General features: G+C 56.5%; 21 protein-coding genes. 6 read left to right on the top strand and 15 right to left on the bottom strand.

From position 1 onward, the window contains the following. Positions 1–13: 13 nt before the first annotated feature. From RX717_RS02080 to RX717_RS02065, 4 genes are read right to left on the bottom strand one after another with little or no spacing between them, the layout of a single operon-like run. Positions 14–916 (bottom strand): NAD(P)-dependent oxidoreductase, encoded by a 903-nt coding sequence (locus RX717_RS02080; RefSeq protein WP_107631084.1) that lies wholly within the window; start codon positions 914–916, stop codon positions 14–16. After that, the gene (locus RX717_RS02075) at positions 913–1947 is read right to left on the bottom strand and encodes a zinc-dependent alcohol dehydrogenase (RefSeq protein WP_107631085.1); all 1035 of its coding nucleotides are present in this window, start codon (positions 1945–1947) and stop codon (positions 913–915) included. Before RX717_RS02075 ends, RX717_RS02080 begins: the two co-directional genes overlap by 4 nt. Next, entirely contained in the window at positions 1944–3026 is a 1083-nt protein-coding gene (locus RX717_RS02070; RefSeq protein ID WP_107631086.1) for a zinc-dependent alcohol dehydrogenase, read from the bottom strand. Before RX717_RS02070 ends, RX717_RS02075 begins: the two co-directional genes overlap by 4 nt. Before the next feature lie 12 nt (positions 3027–3038). Further along, positions 3039–4058 (bottom strand): zinc-dependent alcohol dehydrogenase, encoded by a 1020-nt coding sequence (locus RX717_RS02065; protein WP_316960532.1) that lies wholly within the window; start codon positions 4056–4058, stop codon positions 3039–3041. 548 nt (positions 4059–4606) lie between these two features. Between RX717_RS02065 and iolN the strand changes: the two genes are divergently transcribed. The 4 genes from iolN (at position 4607) to RX717_RS02045 (ending at position 8759) form a co-directional block, all read left to right on the top strand. Further along, positions 4607–5557, top strand: coding sequence for a 3-dehydro-scyllo-inosose hydrolase (iolN, locus tag RX717_RS02060; RefSeq protein ID WP_107632144.1), 951 nt, complete (start codon positions 4607–4609; stop codon positions 5555–5557). 20 nt (positions 5558–5577) lie between these two features. After that, positions 5578–6402 carry a sugar phosphate isomerase/epimerase family protein gene (locus RX717_RS02055; RefSeq protein ID WP_054328191.1) on the top strand — a complete coding sequence of 275 codons (825 nt, stop codon included), beginning with the start codon at positions 5578–5580 and terminating at the stop codon, positions 6400–6402. Positions 6403–6498: 96 nt separating this feature from the next. After that, the gene (locus tag RX717_RS02050; protein ID WP_107631088.1) at positions 6499–7176 is read left to right on the top strand and encodes a GntR family transcriptional regulator; all 678 of its coding nucleotides are present in this window, start codon (positions 6499–6501) and stop codon (positions 7174–7176) included. Between the two features lie 107 nt (positions 7177–7283). Continuing rightward, positions 7284–8759, top strand: a complete 1476-nt coding sequence (locus tag RX717_RS02045; protein ID WP_054328189.1) for a tagaturonate epimerase family protein — start codon at positions 7284–7286, stop codon at positions 8757–8759. A 55-nt stretch (positions 8760–8814) separates the two neighbouring features. Here RX717_RS02045 and namA read toward each other — a convergent pair whose 3' ends face one another. Further along, positions 8815–9843: an NADPH dehydrogenase NamA gene (gene namA / locus RX717_RS02040; RefSeq protein WP_054328188.1), complete on the bottom strand. Its 1029-nt coding sequence runs from the start codon at positions 9841–9843 to the stop codon at positions 8815–8817. 311 nt (positions 9844–10154) lie between these two features. Between namA and RX717_RS02035 the strand changes: the two genes are divergently transcribed. Then, positions 10155–11516, top strand: a complete 1362-nt coding sequence (locus RX717_RS02035) for a condensation domain-containing protein (RefSeq protein ID WP_107631090.1) — start codon at positions 10155–10157, stop codon at positions 11514–11516. Between the two features lie 65 nt (positions 11517–11581). Here RX717_RS02035 and RX717_RS02030 read toward each other — a convergent pair whose 3' ends face one another. The 3 genes from RX717_RS02030 to RX717_RS02020 all read right to left on the bottom strand — a co-directional run bounded on the left by RX717_RS02030 (position 11582) and on the right by RX717_RS02020 (position 14952). Then, positions 11582–13243 (bottom strand): SulP family inorganic anion transporter, encoded by a 1662-nt coding sequence (locus tag RX717_RS02030; protein WP_054328185.1) that lies wholly within the window; start codon positions 13241–13243, stop codon positions 11582–11584. Between the two features lie 120 nt (positions 13244–13363). After that, a complete protein-coding gene (locus tag RX717_RS02025) occupies positions 13364–14464 on the bottom strand; it encodes a glycerol dehydrogenase (protein ID WP_316960531.1) in 1101 nt (366 codons plus the stop codon). Positions 14465–14814: 350 nt separating this feature from the next. Beyond that, on the bottom strand, positions 14815–14952 hold the full coding sequence (locus RX717_RS02020; protein WP_159068089.1) for a hypothetical protein: 138 nt from the start codon (positions 14950–14952) through the stop codon (positions 14815–14817). Positions 14953–15168: 216 nt separating this feature from the next. On the opposite strand from RX717_RS02020, the gene RX717_RS02015 reads away from it, so the two are divergent. Continuing rightward, positions 15169–15552 carry a hypothetical protein gene (locus tag RX717_RS02015; RefSeq protein ID WP_054328184.1) on the top strand — a complete coding sequence of 128 codons (384 nt, stop codon included), beginning with the start codon at positions 15169–15171 and terminating at the stop codon, positions 15550–15552. A gap of 626 nt (positions 15553–16178) precedes the next feature. Here RX717_RS02015 and RX717_RS02010 read toward each other — a convergent pair. The 7 genes from RX717_RS02010 to kdpC all read right to left on the bottom strand — a co-directional run bounded on the left by RX717_RS02010 (position 16179) and on the right by kdpC (position 23230). Continuing rightward, positions 16179–16880: a response regulator gene (locus tag RX717_RS02010; RefSeq protein ID WP_107631092.1), complete on the bottom strand. Its 702-nt coding sequence runs from the start codon at positions 16878–16880 to the stop codon at positions 16179–16181. Continuing rightward, positions 16873–19494 carry a sensor histidine kinase gene (locus RX717_RS02005; RefSeq protein ID WP_107631093.1) on the bottom strand — a complete coding sequence of 874 codons (2622 nt, stop codon included), beginning with the start codon at positions 19492–19494 and terminating at the stop codon, positions 16873–16875. The genes RX717_RS02010 and RX717_RS02005 overlap by 8 nt, the downstream gene beginning before the upstream one ends. A gap of 37 nt (positions 19495–19531) precedes the next feature. Then, on the bottom strand, positions 19532–20011 hold the full coding sequence (locus RX717_RS02000; RefSeq protein WP_054328182.1) for a hypothetical protein: 480 nt from the start codon (positions 20009–20011) through the stop codon (positions 19532–19534). Between the two features lie 33 nt (positions 20012–20044). Then, a complete protein-coding gene (locus RX717_RS01995) occupies positions 20045–20695 on the bottom strand; it encodes a potassium channel family protein (RefSeq protein ID WP_054328181.1) in 651 nt (216 codons plus the stop codon). Between the two features lie 30 nt (positions 20696–20725). Further along, positions 20726–22066 (bottom strand): TrkH family potassium uptake protein, encoded by a 1341-nt coding sequence (locus tag RX717_RS01990; RefSeq protein ID WP_082397368.1) that lies wholly within the window; start codon positions 22064–22066, stop codon positions 20726–20728. Between the two features lie 137 nt (positions 22067–22203). After that, the gene (locus tag RX717_RS01985; protein WP_054328180.1) at positions 22204–22398 is read right to left on the bottom strand and encodes a hypothetical protein; all 195 of its coding nucleotides are present in this window, start codon (positions 22396–22398) and stop codon (positions 22204–22206) included. A 163-nt stretch (positions 22399–22561) separates the two neighbouring features. Further along, positions 22562–23230: a potassium-transporting ATPase subunit KdpC gene (kdpC, locus tag RX717_RS01980; protein WP_054328179.1), complete on the bottom strand. Its 669-nt coding sequence runs from the start codon at positions 23228–23230 to the stop codon at positions 22562–22564. Positions 23231–23238 lie beyond the last annotated feature (8 nt).

The raw sequence follows: 23238 nt of genomic DNA, 5'->3' as shown, positions 1-23238 counted from the left end.
TACCTCCTTGTCCTTAATCTGGCGTGCGAGCCAACTGATTCATCCTTTCGTTTACCAGAAGAATCGCCGTGTTATCTCTCTGCTTGAGCCCCATGGCGATCAGGCTGTTGTACATCTGCATGGTCAAGCTGGCGGTCGGCAGGTTTGCGTCAACCTGCTTTGCCAGTTCCATCGCCATACGCATGTCCTTGTGCATGTTATAGCCGGTCGAGGTCGGCGTGAAATCCCGCGCTTTCATGGTATCTGCCTTATAGCGCAGAATCGGCGCGGCGGCAGCGCTGTCCCCGATGAGATCGATCATTGTCTCCCAAGGGAGCCCCAGCTTTTCCCCCAGCACCAGTCCCTCGGAAAAGGACTGCAGCGCCTGCGCCAGCATCATATTAATGATGATCTTCATATATCGGGACTGCTCGCCGTCTCCCAGCCAAGTCTGGCGGTCGCCCAGGACCTTCAGATACGGCCGACAGGTCTCAAATACCTGCCGGTCGCCCGATACCATGATGCCGAGCGTTCCCGCCGCGGCAAAATGAGTACTGCCTGTCACTGGCGCGCGAAGCAACCAGCCGCCGTTCTTCTCCATCCGTTCTGCCGCCCTCGCAGAGGAATCCGGATCCACCGTACTCATATCAACCACTATTTTCTCCTGCAGGCTGGCCTTATCCAGACCGTCCGGCCCAGTGATTACATCCAGCAGAACCTCCCCGTTAGGGATCATCGTGAAAATGATATCCGCCTGCTCGGCCACCTCACGCGGGTTATGCGCCAGTCTTGCGCCAGTCTCCATCGCGTAACCGGACAGATCACGCCGGCCCGAGCCGCATATCGTTACCGGATAGCCAGCCTTGCAGAGCCGCGCAGCCATCGGGCCGCCCATCGCTCCGGTGCCGATCCAGCCCAGCCGCTTCGTGCCGCTCACAGCGTCAACACCACTTTCATCGTCCCCTCCGGCACGCGCGCAGTCGCAAACGCCTGCGCCGCCTCCCCGATGGGATAATAATGGCTGATCAGCTTATCCGCAGAGGCCGGATTTTTGCACAGGAATTCCATCGCGCGCGGGAAATCGCCCGTGCCGCCGATCGAACCGATGACTGTCAGCGACTTGGTAACGATCAGCTTTTGCGCGATCTCTACCTTGGCGATCATTCCGACGCAGCCCAGCACACCGCCCGGCTTTACCAGGTTGAGCGCGTTGGCAAATACCGGCGCGACTCCCGTCGTTTCGATCACCACATCGTATTTCGCCGCAGCATACAGGGAAGCGTAATCGCCGCCCTCGCTGCTGGGCGCAAGCTCCTGTGCTGCGGGGATACGCGCGCCTTCGCCGCGTGCCAGCGCGGTGCGCGATTCCGCCAGATCGTATAGTTCGGCTTGCCTGCAGTTTTCCATATGCAGCAGAAGCATCAGCGCGCTCATGCCGATCACACCGCCGCCCAGTACCAGTACGCGCTTATCCGCGAAACCGCTGGGGACCGCTTTGCGCACTTTTTCCACCAGGTGCGCCGCGACCGCAACCGGCTCGGAAAGGCAGAGATGCTTGATATCCAGCCCCTCCGGCGCTCTGTATAAGTACATTTCATCACGCAGAATATAGTCGGCCGAAGCCCCGTCAACCGTGATGCCGAACTTTTCAATATGCTGGCACAGGTTTTTGTCCACCTCGCAGGACGGACAGGCGCCGCAGTACCGCGAGCAGTCACCGGTCACGACATCGCCGACCTCGACGCGGGTCACTTCGCTGCCGACCGCCTCCACCACGCCCGACCATTCGTGTCCGAACCGCATGGGATAGCTGTGCGGCCCGTTATAGGTGCCGTTGAACAGATGGATATCCGAGCCGCAGATGCCGACATAGCGGATACGGACCAGCACCTCGCGCCCCTGTGGGACCGGTTTTGGGCCTTCCTGCGCCTCCACGCATTTCGGCTCCTTCAAAATATACGAGATCATTCGTTTTCCTCCTCGCCGTTGGGATGGATGACCACCTTGACCGCGCCGTCCTTATGGTTGATAAAGGTGTCAAACGCCTGCTCCGTCTGCTCGATGGGGAATGTGTGTGTGACCAGACGCCGAGCGTTGACCTTGCCGTGGCCGATCATCCCTAGCAACGGCAGCGAGCAGTTCGGATTCGCGCGCACACCCTGAACCGTGATTTGGTTCTTTACCATATAATAAAGAGCTTCCTGTGTGGTCGGGACCTTGGGATACGCGATCACACCCACTTTGCCGTTTTTCGCGGTCATGCGGATCAGCTCGTCGAGCGTATCGCCGGCGCCCGCGCAATCAAAGCTGCGGTCGGCACCCCTGCCGCCGGTGAGCCGGCGCACCTCCTCCACAACGTCCGCAACCTCGGTCGTCTCGATCGTATGATCTACGCCCAACTCTCTGGCGACAGAGAGGCGGTCATGATCCCTGTACCCGATCACTATGGTTTTGGAGCCCATGGCCTTCGCCATCTGCGCCAGCAGAATTCCCATCGGACCAGGGCCGATCACCGCTGTCCAGCCGCCCGGCACAATGCCGATCAGGCGGATGCCGTTAAACGCCGTACCGCCGGTATCGATCATGGCGCCCTCATCATAGGTCACGTTTTCCGGCATGACGGTCAGCGCTTTCTGATCATAAACCTGATACTGCGCGTAGCAGCCGGGATGCGCATGCCCGTAATGGTGGTGGCCGGAATGCCCGTAATTCATACACAGATTATACAAACCCTGCTTGCACATTTCGCAGGTGCCGCAGCCGCTGTGCGCCTCGCCCGCTACACGGTCGCCGGGCTTCAGGTTGCTCACACCCTCGCCGATCGCGGCGACCCTTCCCGCAAACTCATGTCCAGCGATAAAGGGATAGTGCGGCGGCCAGCCGTCTTTGCGCACCTTTCCGGCGAAGATGCCGGGGTCTGATCCACAGATCGCGATCGACCGGATCTCTACCAGAACCTCGTTATAGCCCGGCTGCGGGATATCAACCAGTTCTACCTGATATTCGCCCGGCGCATGCAGCACAACGGCTTTCATTTTTTGTTCCATCAGCAATCCACCTCAGCAATCCCCGTTTGGATGAACGATGACCTTGAGCGCGCCGTCTTTCCGTCCGATAAAGGTGTCGAACGCTTCGTGTATCTGCTCCATGGGGAAGCGATGTGTAATCTGATCCTTTACGTTCAGGCTTCCCTGCGCCATCAGATCAAGCACAATTTTGGAGCAGTTCGGGTTCGCACGCACGCCATGCAGTGTAATCTGGTTCATGATCAGCGACTTGAGCGCCGCCTCCTGCCCGTCTTTAGGCGGAATGCTGATCAGCGCCACATGGCCGCCCTTGCGCGCCATCTGCACGGATTCAAAATATGCCGTTGCATTGCCGGCCGCTTCAATCACCTGATGCGCGCCGCCACCGGTGATGCGCCGTACCTCCTCAACCGGATCGTCCACCTTTTCATAATCGATCGTATAGTCCGCGCCGAGCCTTGCCGCCATCGCCAAACGCTGACGCCGGCCGATTACAATGGTCGCCGACCCCATGGCCTTTGCCAGACACATTGCCATAATGCCCATCGGCCCCGGTCCGATAATGGCGGTAAAGCCGCCCGGCTCCACGCCGGTCAGGCGCAGCGCGTTGTAAGCAGTACCCGCGGTATCCACCAGCGTCCCTTCGTCGTAGGTAACGTTATCCGGTAGCAGCGTCAGCGCTTTCTGATCATACACCTGATACTGCGCGTAACAACCCGGCGAACTATGCCCGTAGTGATGATGCCCCGCCGCCTGATTGCCATAATTCAGGCACAGGTTATAATAACCCTTTTTGCACATTTCGCAGGTGCCGCAGCCACAATGCGCTTCACCTGCTACCCGATCGCCCTGCTTGAGGTTGGTCACGCCCTCTCCCAGCGCTACAACCTGCGCCGCGAACTCGTGTCCGGCGATAAAGGGAAAGTGCGGCGGCCAGCCATTCTGCAGCACCTTTCCATTAAAGATGCCGGGGTCCGACCCGCAAATCGCAACCGCTTTCACTTCTACCAACACTTCGCCGCGTCCCGGATGCGGTACGGGGACCCAATCCACGGAGAATTCTCCCGGCGCGTGTATCTGCACGGCCCTCATTTTCTCCTCCATCGCTTTAGACGCATCTCCTTTCTCCATGCACCGGCCTTCGCGGCCAAACTGTATGGTACAGACAGCCTATCATATTGCCATAATAAAATAACATCTATCTCACTGTCACTTTTTTGCATATGTAGAATATACTGGTTTTTCCTGCTTTTTTGGCATTTGAATGGCATGCCATATAAATGCCATTTGATTCCTCCGTCTTTTTTAGCGCCTCCCCTCTGTGTAAGACTATAATTCCACATTTCAACCAAAAAATCAAGTGTCTAAAACCTCATTTTTCATTCAATAAGCCACAAATTTTCGCTTCGCCTATTGTGCGAAAATCACAAAAATGAATTTTACCTCTTTATTTTTCCTTTTTCCTATTGATAAAACAAAGGAGCGGGCGTATAATGCAGCCAAATTGGCATGCCATTGACATGTCATTTGCTGATCCTATCTATCACACCAACGATCCCATTCCATTTACAAATTTTAATACGAAAGGCAGGTACAAAAAGATGAGCAAATGGGAAATTCCGGCGAAAGGCGGGAATATGGAAGCGGACAACGGTATCTATTATCAGAACATGACGCGCAAGGAAGTGAGCGAGCGTCTGGAGAAGAACGACGTGATTCTGATTCCAGTAGGCTCCACGGAGAACCATGGAGCAAGCGCGCCGTTTGGAGAGGATACCTATCTTGACACGCGGCTGTGCGAGCAGGTGGCAAAGGCGACGGGCTGCACAGTGGCGCAGCCGATCTGGTACGGCTCCCACCCGTATCACCATCTGGGGCAGAAAGGGACGATCATCATTCCCGAGGAGACGCTGGCGGATTACCTTGTGTATGTGTTCGCGGGCTTCTGGAACGCGGGCTTCCGCAAGATGATCGTGGTCAACGGTCATGGGCAGGATTATGTGATCCCGCTGGCGATCCATAAATTCGGGAAGAAGTTCCAGGTGCCGTCAATCATCCTGTACACACACTTCTGGAACTGCGCCAAAGAGCAGCTGGACACAAAGGACAGGGGCGGTCCGTACGATACGCCGTTCGTACACGCGGATGAAGTGGAGCAGTCGTGGTCGCTGGCGCTGTTCCCCGAGCTGTGCAAGATGGAGTATGCGGAGAAGGTAGAAGCAGCGCCGATGCTGCCCAAGGGACATATCAACAACTCGGCGGAACGCGGGAGCGGTCCGATCAAGTGGTACAATGCGCTGGGCTCATGCGGGATGGAGTGCATCTGCCAGCCGCAGGGCGTAATCGGAGACGCGAAGCTGGCGGATCCGGAAAAGGCGCGCAAGGGCATTGAGATGACGCTGGACTATCTGGAGAAGCTGGTAAACGACATTCTGGAGCGCTACCCTGCGGGTCAGCTTCCGCCGACCGAGCTGATGACCCAGCGCGATCCCGAGGCGGTACGCGCCGTCCTCGCCGGCGAGCGCCATATCTATACCCTCGCATACGATTGACCGGAGGAGAGTGAGCGAACATGAAAAATCTGCTCGCCATCACGGCGATCACCAGCGGAGCCCCGCGCGCGCCGCTGGTGCTGCGCGGCGATCTGGTGAAGGCCGTCGGGCAGGCTGCGGATTGGGGGTATGACGCCATCGAAATCCACATCATCGACGCGGGCGATTTTCCGCTCCCGCTGATGAAAGACGCATGCTCCCGTTATGGCGTCAAGGTTTCCGCTATCGTCACCGGTCAGATCTTCACCCGCCGGAACCGGTGCATCACCTCCCCCGATCCGGCGAACCGCGAAGCCGCTATGGCCGAAGTAAAGGCCTATATCGACATCGCCGCCGCGCTCGGCGCGACGGACGGCGTCGTGATCGGCTGGGTAAAGGGCAACCGGCCGGATACCCAGCAGGAGGAGTTCGACCGCCTGCTGGCCGGCCAGCTGCGCGAGCTTGGCGCCTATGCCTCGAACAAGGGCCAGCGCATCCTGGTCGAGGTCATCAACCGGTATGAAACCAACCTGTTCAACACCGCCGCCGAGCTGCGGGAATTTCTGGACAAATGGGAGCTGCCGAATTGCTGGGTCCATATGGACACGTTCCATATGAATATCGACGAAGCGGATATGCCGCAGGCAATCCGCACCGCCGGCGACAAGCTGGGCTATCTCCATGTTGCCGATTCCAACCGCTTGTATCCCGGCGCGGGGCATTTGGATTTTGCCCCTATCCTTGCCGCGCTGCAAGAGGTGGATTACCAGGGGACCATCTCGCTGGAGTGCATCCCCGAGCCGGACAGTATGACTGCCGGCGTCCGCGGCATGGCATTTCTGTCAAAAGCCGTGAAATGTTCTTGACAGTACTTGGAGATTATAATAGACTAATTTTAGCAATTCGATGCAAAATAACAAAATTATGGTCTCCTAAAAGGCTGTGAAGAATGGTGAAAACGAATGGAATTTTTTGACGAAGGCACTGCAAACGGCGAAAGCAAATCGGAATTTGTATATCGGGTCCTGCGGGATAATATCCTCAACGGCACTTATGGCCCCGGCGCTGCGCTGTATATCCGCGAGCTCAGCAGCCAGCTTGGGGTCAGCCGCACGCCTGTGAAGGAGGCCATCAGCCGCTTGGCGTTTGAGGACTATGTCGAGCTGCTTCCCAACCGCTGCGCCATCGTCTCCAGGATCAGCGCTACCGAGGTCATCGAATTGCTGGAACTCCGGGAGAGCCTGGAACGCTCCGCCGCCTACTATGCCGCGCTGCGGCATACCGAGGCGGATATCATGGAGATGCAGCAGATCCACGATTACCACCGAACGATACCGGCTGAGCAGAAAGAGGCTGTGGCGGAATGCGACCAGCGCTTCCACATGGCGATCGCCAAGGCCACCTACAACCGCCAAATGTATCAGACGATCGAAAAGGTGTTTACCAAGCTGGTTCGCGTATCCGTCGCGATTTCCCAGGCGCGCCTCCCCGACTCCCTCGTACAGCATACCAACATCCTCAACGCCATCCGAGAGGGCAACGCAGAGGCCGCGCGCCGCTACATGTCGGAACACGACCAGGATATCCTGACCTCCGTAAAGCTGTTCCAGTATCAAAATATCCATTTGTTCCGCTCGTAACCCTTACATCCATAAAAAGTTCCAGATTCCAAACGGATCTGGGGCTTTTTTTGTCTTTCCGCGCATTACCGCGCCGCGTTTGCGCGCGAACAAAGGAGAAATTGAAAATGGAAAAACTGATTGACCTTCTTCCCTCCCTGCAGGACAAGCTGCAGGACAAGCCGCTCGCCCTGTACCCCGAATCCTGGAACCAACTGGAAAACGGCCAGCTCTGCATGGCGGATTTCGGCTCTTACGACGCGATCCTTTTCTGGGGCAGAAACTGCCCGTTTCAGGCCGACGAAGTCGTGGAAATAGACCAGCTCCCACTCGCCAAGGTCCCCCTGACCCACGAAACCGCGGTCTGCCTGCACCATCTTCTGCCCTTCACCGCCCCGCAGCCGGTCCTGGGGCAGGACCGCAGCTTTGGCATGGGCGACCGGCTCGGCATCGCCACCCTGGGCCATATCCATGCCATCCGGAAATATGATGTGTACCCGATTTTTGCCCAGCAGTCCATGCGCGAGATCAAGCTGATGAACCGGACCTATGACGACGTGCTGGACCGCGTGACGTTCCAGGTGCTGCAGGCTGGCTTCAAAAAGGGCTACGGCGCGGACGGCGACCACCTCAAGTCCCTGGAGGAGGTCAGATACGCGATCGACTGCGGCTATACCATGATTACCCTGGACTGCAGCGAGCATATCCGCGGCGAGGCGGCGTCCATGTCCGGCATGGAGCTGGAAGCGCTGCGCCCGCTCCCTGCCGCGCTGGAGCAGGAATATCTCGGCCGTTCGTTCCAGCTTACGGGCGACGTTTCCGTCCAGTTCACCCGCACCACCCTGCACCAGGCCTACCTGATCTATGGCGAGGCCATTTCCTTTGCCAAATCGATCTATGACGCCTGCATCGCCGGTTCCAGCGTGGAGCTCGAAATTTCGATCGACGAGACCGAAACACCCACCACGCCCGCGCAGCATTTCTTTGCCGCCAATGAGCTGAAAAAGGCCGGCGTGGTTTTCAAAACCATGGCGCCCCGCTTCTGCGGCGAATTCCAAAAAGGCATCGATTATATCGGCGACCTCGCGCAGTTTGACGAGGAATTCAAGGTGCATGTTGCGGTGGCCGACCATTTCGGCTATAAGATCAGCGTGCATTCCGGCTCGGACAAATTTGCAGTCTACCCCTCCGTCGGCCGCATGACGCACGGGCGGTTCCACGTCAAGACCTCGGGTACCAGCTGGCTGGAAGCGCTGCGCCTGACCGCGGTCGCGGAACCCGCGCTCTTCCGCGAGCTGTACGCCTATGCCATCGGCGTATTTCCGGAGTCGCGCGCCAATTACCATGTTTCCACCGAGCCCGAGCAGATCCCCGATATCTCCGGCATGGCGGACAAGGATCTCCCCTCCTTGCTCAATCTGGCCACATCGCGCCAGCTCCTGCATATCACTTACGGCAAAATCATGAACGAAACCAATCCGGACGGCTCGCTCCGCTTCAAGGACCGCCTTTACCGTTTCTGGCGGGAGCACCGCGCGGAATACGACAGCATTCTCGAGCGGCATATGGACCGCCATCTCAGCCTATTGATGCCCCATATGTAACTTTGTGGAAAAACGCCTCCAAAGCGCTGCTTTGGAGGCGTTTTTCCCGCGTTTCTTATCGGCGGGCCTTGAAGCCACGCGCATACGCCGCGGGCCAGTCGTAATCGATCCGGTAATCCCGCGCCGTGTTGAGCACCCAATAGGGGTTGCGCAACAACTCGCGGCCAAGTGCTACAAGGTCCGCGCGGCCGTTCCCCAGGATTTCTTCCACCTGATGCGGATCGGTAATCAGACCAACCGTGATCACCGGCAGGCCGGACGCCTGCCGGAGAAATTCCGCCGCCTTGACTTGATAGCCAGCATACAAGGACGCGGGCGGGGTCGGCACAACGCCACCCGTGCTGACGTCAAGGATATCCGCATAGGGCCGTATGAGCGCCGCGACCCGCGCCATCTCCTCCGGATGCATTCCATCCGGCTCGTAATCCTCCGCAGAAACACGCACCAGCACCGGCTTTTCCGCCGGCCACACCTCATGCACCGCCTGCAGCACCTCAAGCAGCAGCCTGCAGCGGTTTTCGGTCGAGCCGCCGTAGCCATCCGCACGCCTGTTGGTCAACGGGGACAGGAACTCGCTGAGCAGATAGCCGTGCGCCGCGTGGATCTCGATCGCGTCGAACCCAATCCGCGCCGCCCGTGCAGCCGCGCTGCGGAACGCCGCGACCGTTTCCCGTATATCCGCTTCGGTCATTTCGCGCGGCAGGGGCGCGCCTTCGTCAAAGGGGATCGCGCTCGGCGCATAAACCGCAGGGACCGACGCCTCGCATTTGCGCCCCGCGTGGTTGAGCTGAAGCGCCATTTTCGCCCCCTGCTCCTGGCAGGCTCTGACGATCGGCGCAAGCGCCTCTGCCTGCTCGTCGTTCCACAGGCCCAGGCAATGATCGGAGATCCGTCCGCAGGGCAGAACCCCTGTGGCCTCCATAATAATCAGCCCCACACCGCCTACGGCGCGCGCGGTGTAGTGTGAAAAATGGAACGCTTTCGCCATCCCGTCCGTCCCCGCGCTGTACATGCACATGGGGGGCATCACAATCCGGTTGCGCAGCGTCATATTTTTTATAGTAAAAGAGGTCAATCCGTACATATGCAGTTTCCTTTCCCGCCGGATACCGGCGCGCAGCAGATTTCTGTTTTCTTTTTCAAGGCGGCGGCTCCGGCCCTGCCGCCGCTTCCGCCACTATATTTACAGTATACGCCAAATGGTCCGGCGGCACAATCCGCTCCGTTTATTTTTCCGCGGGAGGCCTGTCGGACTGTACACGCCTTAAACGTTCACTATCCATACATTTCACGAATTTTTGTCTAAAATCCGACTTTCTTTTTCCTCTTTCCGCACTTATAATAAAATTGGTATAAACCGGTAAAACAACGGAGAAAGAAAAAGGGGGAGCCTTGATGGAACAGTATCCGATCACAGCCGCGCAGCGGCTGCACCTTGTCACGCTGCAGAATGCGTGCGAAAAGCAGGTGCTCAATATCTGCGTCAGCCTGTTCATCCATCTGGATGTTGATTTTGACGCGCTCGCGCGGGCGGTGCGCCGCGCGGTCGAGCGGGACGACTCCGTGCGCGTCCGCTTCACCTGCGGGAAGGACGGAACAGCCCGCCAGTATATCGTGCCGGCGGACGACCGTCCGGTCCGCCATGTCGATCTGTCCCGCATGACCGAGTCCGAGGCCATGCTTGAGCTGCACCGCTGGAGCCGCCAGCCGTTCGAGCCGCGGTGGGACGCGCCGCTGTTTGAGATCGTCACCGTTGCCATGCCGGATGGCTGGAACGGCGCCTTTGTCCGCATCGATCACATGCTGTCCGACTCCTGCGCCATGATCGTGCTGCTCTGCGATGTGGTCGAGCTGTACGCCGCCGAGGTGTTCGGCACCAAGCCGCCCGCAGACCGCGCCCCCTACCTTGCCTCTCTGCAGCGCGACCTGGAGCGCGCGGCCGATCCGGTCCGCACGGCGCGCGACCTTGCGTTCTGGAAAGAGCAGGCTGAACGGGCGGGCGAACCGCTCTACACCGATATCCGCGGCCCCGGCCATACCGCCTCCGGCGCGCGCTGGGCGCACAACGAAAAACACGACCTGACGGTCGGCCAGCGCACATTCATCCTTGAGTCCGCGCCCGCCGAACGCCTGCTCGAATTCTGCGAGGAACAGAATATCTCCATGACCAATCTGCTGCTCATGGGCCTGCGCACCTATCTGTCCAAGCAGAATGACGGCGAGCCTGATATCAGCGTGCGCAACTATGTATCGCGCCGCGTGTCCCGCATCGACCGCAAGGCCGGCGGCACGCGCATCCACTGCTTCCCCTGCCGCACGGTGATGCCCGCAGATACCAGCTTTATCGAGGGCGTGCGCCAGATTGCCGCGGTCCAGAACCAGGTATACCGCCATACGGATTTCGATACGCTGGAAGCCGACCGCCTGCGCCGCGAGCGCTGGGGCGCGCCCGCGGACGCACTGTACGAAAGCATTGCGCTCACCTACCAGCCGTTCCCCATGCGGATGCAGGACGACCACCTCAACCAGATCGAATACCGTTCGATCTGGCACGATAACGGCACCGCTGTGCAGCCGCTCTACCTGACGGTTATGCACCGTCCGCTCGGCACGGGCATGGATTTCTATTTCAAATACCAAGCCGCATGGTACAGCCTGGAGGAAGTCGAAAAGCTTTACTATTACCTGATGCGCATTCTGTTTGCCGCGGTCGAGGATCCGGAGATCACCATTGGAGAGCTCATCCGCACGGTCTGACGCTGCTCTGTCCCACCGCGAAAAACCGCCTGCCGGCCTACAAACCGGCAGGCGGTTTATGCTTTTTATACCCGCTGGACCGTCTGCGCGTTTTCCGGACGGGGACGCGGATCAAGCAACGCCCGCTCGACGCTCCAGTAGAACGCCTGCTCACCCATCAGCTCCACAATGCCTGCCCGCCGCAGCATGGTCATGGAGGCCGTGGGCAGCCCGCAAATCGCCACGTCCACGCCCCTTTCGCGGAAGCTCTCCAGAATGGCCTGTAGGGTTTGCGCGGCGGATACATCCACCGTCGGCACCCCGCGCATGGACAGCAGCAGTGTATCGCAGCCCGCCACGCGGTCGGGCAACTCCTCGAGCACGCTGATGTTGGCGAACAGCAGCGGACCAGTGATGTAAGCGACCATCGCGTTGCTGTACCGCGCGTTCAGCACCGGATCGTCGTTTTTCAGGCGGGACATATCCACCCGCTCGTAGTTGATCTGCAGCTTGGACAGGCGCGCGACCATCAGTATCAGCCCGAGACCCACGCCGACCACGATCGCAACCGTCAGGTCGAACATGATCGTGCAGACCATCGTGACCGCGAATTTCGCAATCGCCCCCTTAAACCGGTGGGAAAACATATACCGGATCGCATGCCACTCGTTCATGCGCCACGCGGTCACCATCAGGACACCAGCCAGCGCAGCGAGCGGCACGTTACGAATCACAGGCGCGAGCGCGAACATCATAATCAGCAGCCCAACCGCATGGAACACGCCGGTCAGACGGGTCTGCGCGCCCGAGCGCACCGCGACCGAGGTGCGGGCCAGCGCGGCGGTCGCCGGTATGCCGCCGAACAGCGGCAGCACCAGATTGCCTACCCCCTGCGCGAACAGCTCCTGGTCGTTGTTGAGCCTGACTCCGGTCGCCCGCCCCGCGGACGCGCCGCACAGCAGGCTTTCCAGCATGTTCAGCACCGCGATGGAAAAAGCGGGCGCCAGCAGCGCGGGTACGGCGCTCCAGTCGACCGCCCGTGGGGAAAGCCGGTCGGGCAGCAGCAGCGTCTGCGGTATTTCTCCCACCGTCGCGATATCCAGGCCGAGCAGCATGGTCGCGGCAGTCGCCAGAATAATGCCGATCAGCGACGCCGGAACAACCGCGTTCCACTTCTTCGGGAACACCACCATCAGCACCGTCACAAACAGTGCGACCGCCGTGGTTGCCAGATCGGGCCGGAAGCCAAGCGTGCCGTAGCTTGCCAGCTTGGCCAACGCCGACCCGCCCTCGGAATATGTGCCGAAAAAGTTGTCGATCTGCCCCATGGCAATGATCACCGCGATACCAGAGGTGAAGCCTGTGATGACCGGAGCGGGTACGAACGCCGTCAGGTTGCCCAGATGCAGCACTGCTGCGATCAACAGCATGATGCCCGCCAGGAAAGTGGCCACAAACATCCCCTGCATCCCATATGTACCGATCAGCGAGCCGAGAATCGCCGCCATCGCTCCGGTCGGACCGGATATCTGATAGTAGCCTCCGGTCAGCGCCGAGATCACCAGTCCGGCAACGATTGCCGTTACCAGGCCGCAGGCCGCGGTCGCGCCCGCGGAAACGCCGAACGCCAGCGCGAGTGGCAGCGCAACCGCCGCCACTGTCAGCCCTGCCATCAGATCCTGTGACAGTTTATGCCCGTTGTATCCCCTGAACTCGTTCCTGAGCTGCTGCAGGAATGCCTTTCCCATTTCATTTCCCCCATTTTCTGATTTTTCCCGCGCCCCTCGCGGCGCGAAAAGCCCCGCAATGCTGCATCGCGGGGCTACGGGACATGGAACGGCGCTGCACCGCCATGTCCCCTGTTTGTTTCAGCGCGCCAGGTACTCCCGACCGATCCGGTCCGCTTCCAGAAGCGCCTGGTACACGTCCTCCGCCGTAATATCGGGGGACAGGTTTTTGGTGGACTGCGTCGGTACGCAGGCCGCCTCCGCCACCTTGCGCAGGGTTTCCTCCCTGATCTCGGTAATGCCGAGCTGTGCGAGCGTCATCGGCAGCTCGACCCGCGCCAGGAACCCCAGCACCTCCTCAAGCGTCTGCGCATCCGCCTTTTGCAGCACAAGCTGGGTCAGCACGCCAAACGCGACCTTTTCGCCGTGGTACATGCCATGCGCCTGCGGCTCCTGCGCGAAGCCGTCGTTGATCGCGTGGGCCGCCGCAAGGCCGCCGCTCTCAAAGCCGACGCCGCTGAGCAGGATATTCGCCTCGACCACCTTTTCAAGCGCGGGCGTGTATTCGCCGCGCTTGACGCCATCGAGCGCTTCCGAGCCGTAGCGCAGCAGCAGGTCGTAGCACAGGCGGCTCATCATAGCGACGGTTTCGGTCTCCTGACCGCGCGCCATGGTCTTGACGCCGTTTTTGCGGCACGCCTCCGCCTCGAACCAGGTCGAAAGCGCATCGCCCATGCCGGCCGACAGCAGGCGGGCCGGTGCCTTGGACAAGATCTCGGTGTCCACCAACACGAGGTCCGGATTGCGGCGCATCATGACCGCCTTGACCACCACGCCCTGCTCATTATAGAGTACCGCCACGCCCGAGCACGGCGCGTCGTTCGAGGCCACGGTCGGGATGATGATGCAGGGCAGGCCGCCCAGGTTCTCGGCAACGGTCTTCGCCGTGTCGATCACCTTGCCGCCGCCCATGCCGATCACGGCATCGCAGCCCGCGGCCTTGCAGGCATCCATATGGGCGAAGACCTCAGCCTTGGTCGCCTCGCCGTGGAATTCGGCAAAGACAACTGTTTTTTCCTGCTCCGTCAGGCTTTGCTCGATCTCCTCGCCAAACCGGCGGCGGCCGCCGGGCGAACAGAGCACATAAAACGTGCTGCCAAGCTTTTTCACACTCTGACCGAGCTTTTTGCGCTCCCCAAAGCCCTGTACATACCGGCCGGGCGCTTTCATTGCGATAGACATTGTGGTTCATCCTCCTTGTTGTTCCCCGGGCGTCCCCTGTCCGTCCGGTGCAGTTTGTATTGCCGAAACGAGCCGCTGTATCCGCTTCTGCGGCTATTATATCATATGCATCCGTATTTTTGAAGAAAAAACCGTTCCCGCGCGCAATTTTCTTCCATATGGATGTTTCCTTCTCTCTCCTCTTACTTTTCGTTCCCACGCTGTGTAAAGTACGGGGGCCGTTAGGGCGGCGAAGACCATCCGCAACACTGAACCGCGCCTATAGAAAGGCGCTCCCTTATTCAGCCGCCCATTGTAACCGCCGCCCAGATGAAAGCGCTGGAACACGCAGCGGATAGAGTCAGCCTGTCCTACCAGCAGCGGTTGTGCAGGGCGCGTTCTGAGCCAACCTGACCATCACATTCCACGCGCTCAAGCAGGGCCAGAGCGCCCCTGCCGCCGCCGCGCTGCGCCCAAACCGCGCTGAGTAGCCGGACGTTCCTCCTCATTCTCGCGGCCCCCCCTTGCAGCCAATGCCCGAAAAGCATCGGAAAACGGAACTTATCTCATCTAAACCCGTCGCATGCCGCCTTTCCGCCTGCGGGATTTCTTTTCCTGAACCGTTTTGGTTGCATTAATTTTTGTCGTTTCATGTCGCCCGTTGTCGAATATTACATATTTTGTCATATCATGGAATCATCTTACAGTCAAGGTGGTTTTATCATATGGAAAAATCCGAGCGAATCATTCGAACAATTATCGGCGCGGAAAAGGCAAACACCCATGCGCTCGCGCTTTCCGTGGAGGTCATGGCCGACCTGCTCTTCCGGCAGAAAATCCCCATGGATGATATTTATGTCGGCAGCGACGTCTATCCGGTCGTAGCCAAGCGGTCGGGTAAATCGCTGACCGCCGCCACGCGCCAGATCGAACGCACCGCCAACCTATGTCTGGACGCGCTGCACAGCCCGCTGGCCAAGCAGTATATTGGCCGCACGATTTCCGCCCGGCCAACGCCGCGCATGCTGATTATTTATCTGGCGTTTTACGTCCATTTCGACAAGCCTTTTTTCGAGGTCATCCAGGAGCATCCCTCGCTCCTCTTCTGAGTCTGCCGATTCCCGCGGCTTATCTCACATGACAAACAGGCCGGAGGCATAAGCCTCCGGCCTGTTTGCCGTTTATATCCGATTGTGTCCGGCACGCCGCGTTTCCCGCAGGCCGATGAATAAATAGGTGCGCGCTCCCTGTTCGGTATAGCGGAGCATCTGTCCATTGTTACATCCAGCATGCAGTCCCATGCCGCTCGATCGCGGTAATCATCCGGTACATGGCGGCATGAAAATCCGGATCGGTCTGCGTCCTTTCATCAGGGATGGTCCAGCACTGCCTTTCCGAAAAGCAAGCTTTGATTAAGATGTTGCACGCTGCAACTTTCCGCGTGGCACAGCTCCTGCTGCATGCTCTCTAAAAAATAATGTATCCCGTCTTTGCGCAGTCTCCGCGGACGGAGCCAGGAAAAGCTGGCGCTGCAGGCGGAAAGCACTCCTGCTTTTTAAGGATGGCGCGGGAAGCTATTATTTCTACACGATTCGAGACAAAATGAAACCCGCACTTTTTCATTAAGAAAAAGTGCGGGTTTTTGGCGGAGATGGAGAGAGTTGAAGACGAGCGTAGAATTATTTTCACCCAATTATGCCTATATTTTCCCTTTCCAATGAGGACTGGCAACATATTATTCCACCTTCATCATGCGGTAACCAACTCCAATATGGGTCTGGATATACTGCGGTGCATCAGGATCTTTCTCCAGCTTTTTTCTCAGCGTTGCCATAAATACCCGAAGCGAAGCCACATCATTTTCCCAGCTTCTTCCCCAAATTTGCTGCGTGATAAAGGTATGTGTCAGCACCTTTCCTACATTTTTGCAGAGAAGGCACAGCAGCTTATATTCACTTGGGGTCAAGTGCAGTTCCTGTCCGTCCAAAAATGCACATCCCGCAGCAAAATCGACTTTCAGCTTACCATTTACAAATACAGACTCTGTATTGACCGCCCCGATTTGCAGAGCGGATAACCGGCGCTGCGTCACACGCAGCCGCGCCAGCAGCTCCTCTACGGAAAACGGCTTGGTCAGATAGTCATCCGCGCCAGCATCCAATGCTTTAATCTTATCTGAGTCCTCGCTGCGGGCGCTGATGACAATAATCGGCATATTGGACCAGGAGCGGACGCGATGTATCACCTCTACGCCGTCTATATCCGGCAGCCCTAAATCAAGCAGCATAATATCAGGATTGTGTGAGCTTGCTTCCAGAATGGCTGTTTCTCCGTTGAGCGCTGTTATGGAGCGATATCCGTGCGCTTTCAAGGTTGTTGTGATCAGGTTTCGGATCGGCATATCATCCTCCACGACCAATATTAACGGTTTATTCATGCAATTCGACCTCCCCAGCCGGTATTGAAAAAGTAAAAACCGAACCCTGCGGCAAATGATCCGACACAGTGATTTCTCCGCCGTGGGCGTTAACAATGGACTTGCATAACGCCAGCCCCAGCCCCATGCTGCGGCGGCTGTCGGCGATACGGTTCGACGCGCTGTAAAACATATCAAATATCCGCGGCTTTGCAGAATCTGGTATCCCCGGACCGTTATCCGCAACAGAAACATCAACATATTTCCCCTGACGCTTCCAGCCGATATTGATTTCCGAACCCGGCGGCGAATATTTTATCGCATTATTCACAATGTTGATTATCACCTGAATAATGAGCCTTGCGTCTATTTCCACCAGTGTAAATTCGTCGCTGCTTTGTACATGCAAATGATATTCTGTGCTTTTCCGGTCGATATGGCGCAGTGCCTCTGCAACCACCTCATCTATCAGCTCCGTAGAAAGGCTGAGGTTCATCCGGCCTGATTCAAGCCTGCTGACAGACAACAGATTCTCTACCAGATTGATCAGCCACATTGCATCGTCATAAATATCAGCATACATCCGGTTTTTTGTCTGTTCATCAAACAGCTTTCCATTGGAAAGGAGGTTGCTCGCATTACCCGAAATCGCCGTAAGCGGGGTGCGGAGATCATGCGAAATGGATCGCAGCAGATTTGCCCTGAGCTGCTCGTTCTTCGCCATAACGGCAGCCGCCTCTTTTTCTTCCAAATTGTTCTGGTTTTCAAGCGCCAGCGCGCATTCCCCCAGAATGGACAGCAATATGCTGGTTTCTACGGAATCCATTGTTTTTCCCATAGCCGCAATGCCGATCACGCCATATACCTGCTTCCCTGTACGGATGGACAAGTAGGTGCAGCGGGCCCCGGGCAAATTGTCCGTGCCTGCGCCGGCGCGTCTGTTGTTCGCCAGCACCCACTGCGCTACCTGCTTTTCCTCTGCCGATCGATAGATCTCGCCAGTCTGCGTGTCATCCATCAGAAAAAGCGTCGGGGTGTTCAGCGCGCCGTTTTCTATATTATACACAACGACATCGCGCTGAAATATTTTTTGCAGCTGGGTTGCGGTTATGGAAAGGATTTCTTCCTGTGTCTGTGCTTTTTGCAGGCACTGGTTCGTTTCAAAAAGGAGCTTTGTTCGCCACGCGACCTGCGCCGAATGCTTTGCATGCGCTTTCAAGCGCGCAGCCATGGAACCGGTGATGAGGGATACGAGAAACATGACCAGAAACGTGACCGGATAATCGCTTCCATGCGCCTGCAGCGTAAAACGCGGCTCTGTAAAGAAAAAATTAAACGCCAGCACGGCGATGACTGACCCTGTCAGACTGCAAACCGAGCTTTTGGTAAATACGGAGATCAGCATGACCCCCAACAGATATATTGCTATGACATTCGCTTCCGTTGAACCGAAATGGTAAAATACCCAACCGGCCAGCGTGACCAATATCAGAATCAATGCGCTTTTCATCAGATCCAGTAGGGATACCGGTGATACATACATGGCTTCCATGTATTTTGCAGCGGTTTGATTCGCCGGATGGTTATCCGGTATGATATGGATATCCAGTGCCGGAGCCAGATAAATCAGCCGTTCAATCAGGGAGGGCCTTCGGAAAAACAGACGGCCCTGCTGTGTGCTGCGGCCTATTACAATTTTAGCCGCGCCAGACAGCCTTGCAAATTCTGCGATCTGATAGGCAACATCATCACCATACACGGTTTCAACGGTCGCGCCTAACTGCTGCGCCAGCCTGATGTTTTCCTGAAGCTGTTCACGGTCAGCCTCTGTCCCCCATTGAAAGCTCTTTGTCTCTACAAAGAGCGCGATCAATCCGCATTGGAACGCATTTGCCATTTGCGCAGCGGCACGGATAATCCGTTCGCTCGATGGAGAAGCGGAAATACAGACAAGGATCTGGTCATGCGTATGGGGCGGCGTCTGCTGCATACAGGCTGCCGCCCTATCTGCGCAACGGCGCAGCCCGACTGCCCGCAATGCGTTCAGTTGAGAGAGCGGGAACGCCTTTCGGTTTTGCCGCAGCAGCCGCTCGCACAGGAGCTCGGGTTCGATATCGACAAACTCTACACGGGCGGCCTGATCAAAAATACGATCTGGGATACGGTCTGGAATAGTTCCCCCAAATATATCGGAAACCGTGTCCTGAAGGCTTTCGATATGATGGATATCCAATGTTGTATATACATCTATTCCGGCTTTGAGCAGTTCCTCGATATCCTGATAGCGCTTCCTGTGGCGGGCGCCATCAATATTGTTATGCGAAAGATCATCAATCAAAATCAGATCCGGCATACGTTTCAAACACATTTCCAGATTGACTTCCCTGTCTGTCCGGCCATTTTTCTTTAGCTCTTTACAGGGCAGCATTTCAAAGCGATCCGCAAGCACTCGGGTATCTTTCCACGCATCGCCGGAAAGCAGCCCGATTACTACATCCTGTCCCGCCTGCCGGACGCGTTCGGCCGTTTCCAGCATCCGCCAACTCTTCCCCGTGCCGGAAAAATAGCTGGCAAAGATCGTCAGCTTTCCATACTGTTTCTCCACATCAGACAGCCCCTCTGTCTTGAATGCCATTGCACTCCCCCTTGATTCAGGAGTATTATATCACTGCCTATGCCTTGTGTATACAAAACTGATGTACAAATTCCTGTGCAAGCGGGTTGGGGGCATCCATTCTCCACATAACCTTTTGCTGCTGGGATTCCTTTTCAGCCGATGCCAGTAGCGCCCCATCCTCATCCATCACCAGCGGCTGGGACGAAATAACGGAAAGACGGTGCAGAAGCAAGCGACCGCCTGCTGCCTCTGGGGTGACGACAGCCGCACCTAAGCGGCGGCTGTTCAGCATTTGCAGGATTTCACCTCCCTGTCTGATCGACAGGGTGTAATGCTTATCGGAATGCAATGCTTTCATGTCGTTCAGGATTTCCATGATCCGCTTTACCACGCATGGATTCGACGTCGCAATATAGAAGCAGTCCGTTTCCTTATGCTCCCGCATTTCCTGCATCGTCTTCGCCAATTTCACCATGAGGTAGAGCCCCAGCAGCATGAGAGCTAAAAAGCCGGCTGCCAAAGCAATATCTTTCATTGGTTTCCCTTCTTTTCTGTAGCAGAAACAGTATCATATATGGAAACACCTTTGGACGTCATGATAGCTTCCCAAAACCAAAATCGTACTGTTTTCCTTCAGGGTGGTTTCCGGTGTGACCGCAGTCTCCTCAAATCTGCCGTCTTTCTTGACGGCCATAATATTCACATGGTACCGTTTCCTTACATCCAATTGCCCGACTGTTTTTCCTGCCCATCCTGCCGGCACCTCAACTTCAAAGATGGCGTGGCCATCACCCAACGCGATATAGTCTGCAATGTGATCCGAGCTGTATCGGACAGCGGTCCATATCGCCATCTGCTTTTCCGGATACACCACTTCATCCGCGCCGTTCCGCAGCAGAAATTTTCTCTGGACATCTCTGGACGCCCTCGCTACGACCCTTTTTGCACCAAGCTCCTTCAATAGCGAGGTGGTCTCCAGCGAACTCTGAAAATTGTCGCCGATTGCCACAATGCAGATATCAAAATTCCTCACCCCAATCGACGAAAGGAATTCCTCGCTGGTGCTGTCGCCGATCTGGGCATTCGTTACAAATGGCAATGCAGCGTTTACCCTCTCCTCGTCCTGATCCACCGCCATGACCTGATGATTCATTTCATTCAGTTGTAAGGCGATATGGCGTCCAAAGCGCCCCAGACCAATCAGCAAAACCGCTTTCATAGGCAATGCCTCCTTTGTTTCTTTGATAATTCAGCCGACTGTAATCCGTTCCAGAGGAAGCCTTGCGCTGGAACGCATATTCTGGGGCTTGAACAGCGTAGCAAATATCAGGGTGAGCCCTCCTACTCGCCCAAAGAACATCAATGCAATCAAAATCAGATGGGACACGTCGTGCAGCTGAGGCGTGAGTCCCAGCGAAAGCCCTACGGTCCCGATTGCCGAAGCCGTTTCAAACAGGCAGCCTAAAACCTCAACGCCTTCCAATCGGCTGATCACCAGGCCACCGGCTAAAAACAGTATCAGGTACATCCCCAAAATAGTTGCCGCCTGCGATACCGTTTCGCCTGCGATCCGTCGATGAAAAACCTGTGCATCCTCTTTATGCCGGAAGGTCGAAATCATGTTTGCAAACAGGACGCCCACTGTCGTGGTTTTCATTCCGCCTGCGGTAGACCCCGGCGATCCGCCAATCAGCATCAGGATTATAATGATAAGCTGCCCGCTTTGGCTCATAACGGTTAAATCCGCAGTATTGAATCCGGCAGTTCTCGGCGTGACCGCCTGGAAGAAGGATAGCAATATACGCTCCTGTATTGGCGCTTCCGAAAATTCAAAAAAGAAAAAGTAGAGCGCCGGCAGCACAATGAGCCCGCCTGTAACGGTAAGGATAACCTTGCTCTGCATCCGGTATTTGGAGAAACGCCAGCGGTTCGTGCGGATATCGTTCCAGGTAAGGAAGCCAATTCCTCCTACCACGATAAGGCATGCGATCGTAACAGAAACCAGAGGATTATCCGCATAATCCGTCAGGGATGAAAACGGCTGCTTTATCCCCATCAGGTCGAACCCTGCATTGCAGAAAGCAGATATGGAATGAAATACTGCGTACCACGCGCCCCTTGCGAAACCGAATTCCCCGGAAAAAACCGAAAACAGCAGCATTGCGCCCAGCATTTCAATCAGCAGGGAGGTCCTCAATATAAAGCCGGTCAGCCTCACGATACCACCCACATTGGGCGCAGCAATAGCCTCCTGCACTATACTCCGCTGCATCAGATCAATTTTCCGTCCGGAAGGAATCATAAATGCGCAGGCCACGGTTACGACCCCCAAGCCGCCGATTTGAATTAATATGATGATAATCAGCTGGCCGAAAAATGACCAATATGCAGCTGTGTCATGTATGACCAGCCCAGTTACGCATACCGCAGATGTTGCAGTAAAGAGCGCATCCATAAATGACGTGCTGACGCCTGCTCTGGTTGCGGCCGGCAGCATAAGCAGCAGGCTGCCCAGCAGGATAACCAGCAGGAAGCCTGCAATGATAATCCTGAAAGGGGATTTATTGTTTTTGTGCCATACCCACCGCATCGCACGCACCTCTTAATATCCACTTATATTATCTTAACACATTATCCATGCGCAGATATTAAAACGGTATTAGCAATATAACCGCAATATTAAGAATGCATTAAGGCGCTTTGGCACACTGTTTGCGGCGCTCTGCCTCAGATCAGCCCCCAAAGCCATGCGATCGGCAGCACAATAAGCGTTGAGCAAATGCACACGGCAGCCAGCGTCACCAGAGGCATCCCAATAAAAACCATCAGGAACCCTAAAAATCTATGATGAAATATGTACCGCTCCATTGCGGCGTCAAATTGCTCTCCCCAATGGATCAGACGTTCTTTCAATGCGGGCATCTCCACTCCTCCTCACAGCTTTATCATAGAGGAAAATATCTAAATCTGGGGCAAAGATTATAAAACCGGTATTAAAACAAAATAAAAAGCGAAGGGCGGCCTGTACCATGCAGGCTACCCTTCGACCTTAAATCTTTGTATTGCATTCCGGCAGCAGCTCCGGTTACTCGGAAACCTCGCCGATCAACCCCATTTCACGGGCAATATCCAAATTAACACCCAGTACATTTACCGTTACTTCACCGAACACACCGAACATCTTGTCGGTTGTATTGTCTGCCACAATCTGGCGCAGGATGTCCTCGCTCAGACCGGAAGCCTCGGCGATTGCGGGAATCTGGATTTCGGCGGAAGCAGGGGAGATGTGCGGGTCAAGGCCGGAGCCCGAAGCCGTCATCAGGTCGGCTGGGATCTCCTCGCGCGTGACATTCGGGTTTGCCGCGAGGAAGGCCTCAATATCAGCCTCCACACGCTCGACGAGCGCGGGGTTGGAGGCGGCGTAGTTGTTGGAGCCCGAGGACAGGCCAGCGAATTCACTGCCATCATTATAGAACTGGTTGCCTTCCGCATCCTCATAGTAGGTATTGTAATGGTACGCGGACGGACGCCCCTTCATAAAATAGGGCTCAGTGAACTCTTGCCCTACATATTCGGCGCCAACCGTCTTGCCATCCACTTCGATCAAGCTGCCCGTCGCCTGATGAGGAAAGATGACCGCAGACAGGCCGGAAAGCACGACCGGAAACAGGAAGCCGCAGAGCAGCAGCAGCACCAGTGTAACCAGCACCGCCTGCCGGATATTATGCAGCAGACCGGATTTCGTGTTATTCATGATAAAAT

Origin of the sequence: Intestinibacillus sp. NTUH-41-i26 (assembly GCF_032769475.1) — a bacterium.
Taxonomy (GTDB): domain Bacteria; phylum Bacillota; class Clostridia; order Oscillospirales; family Butyricicoccaceae; genus Agathobaculum; species Agathobaculum ammoniilyticum.
The sequence above is the reverse complement of the archived record's forward strand: the minus strand, read 5'-3'. Positions and strand labels throughout refer to the sequence as shown.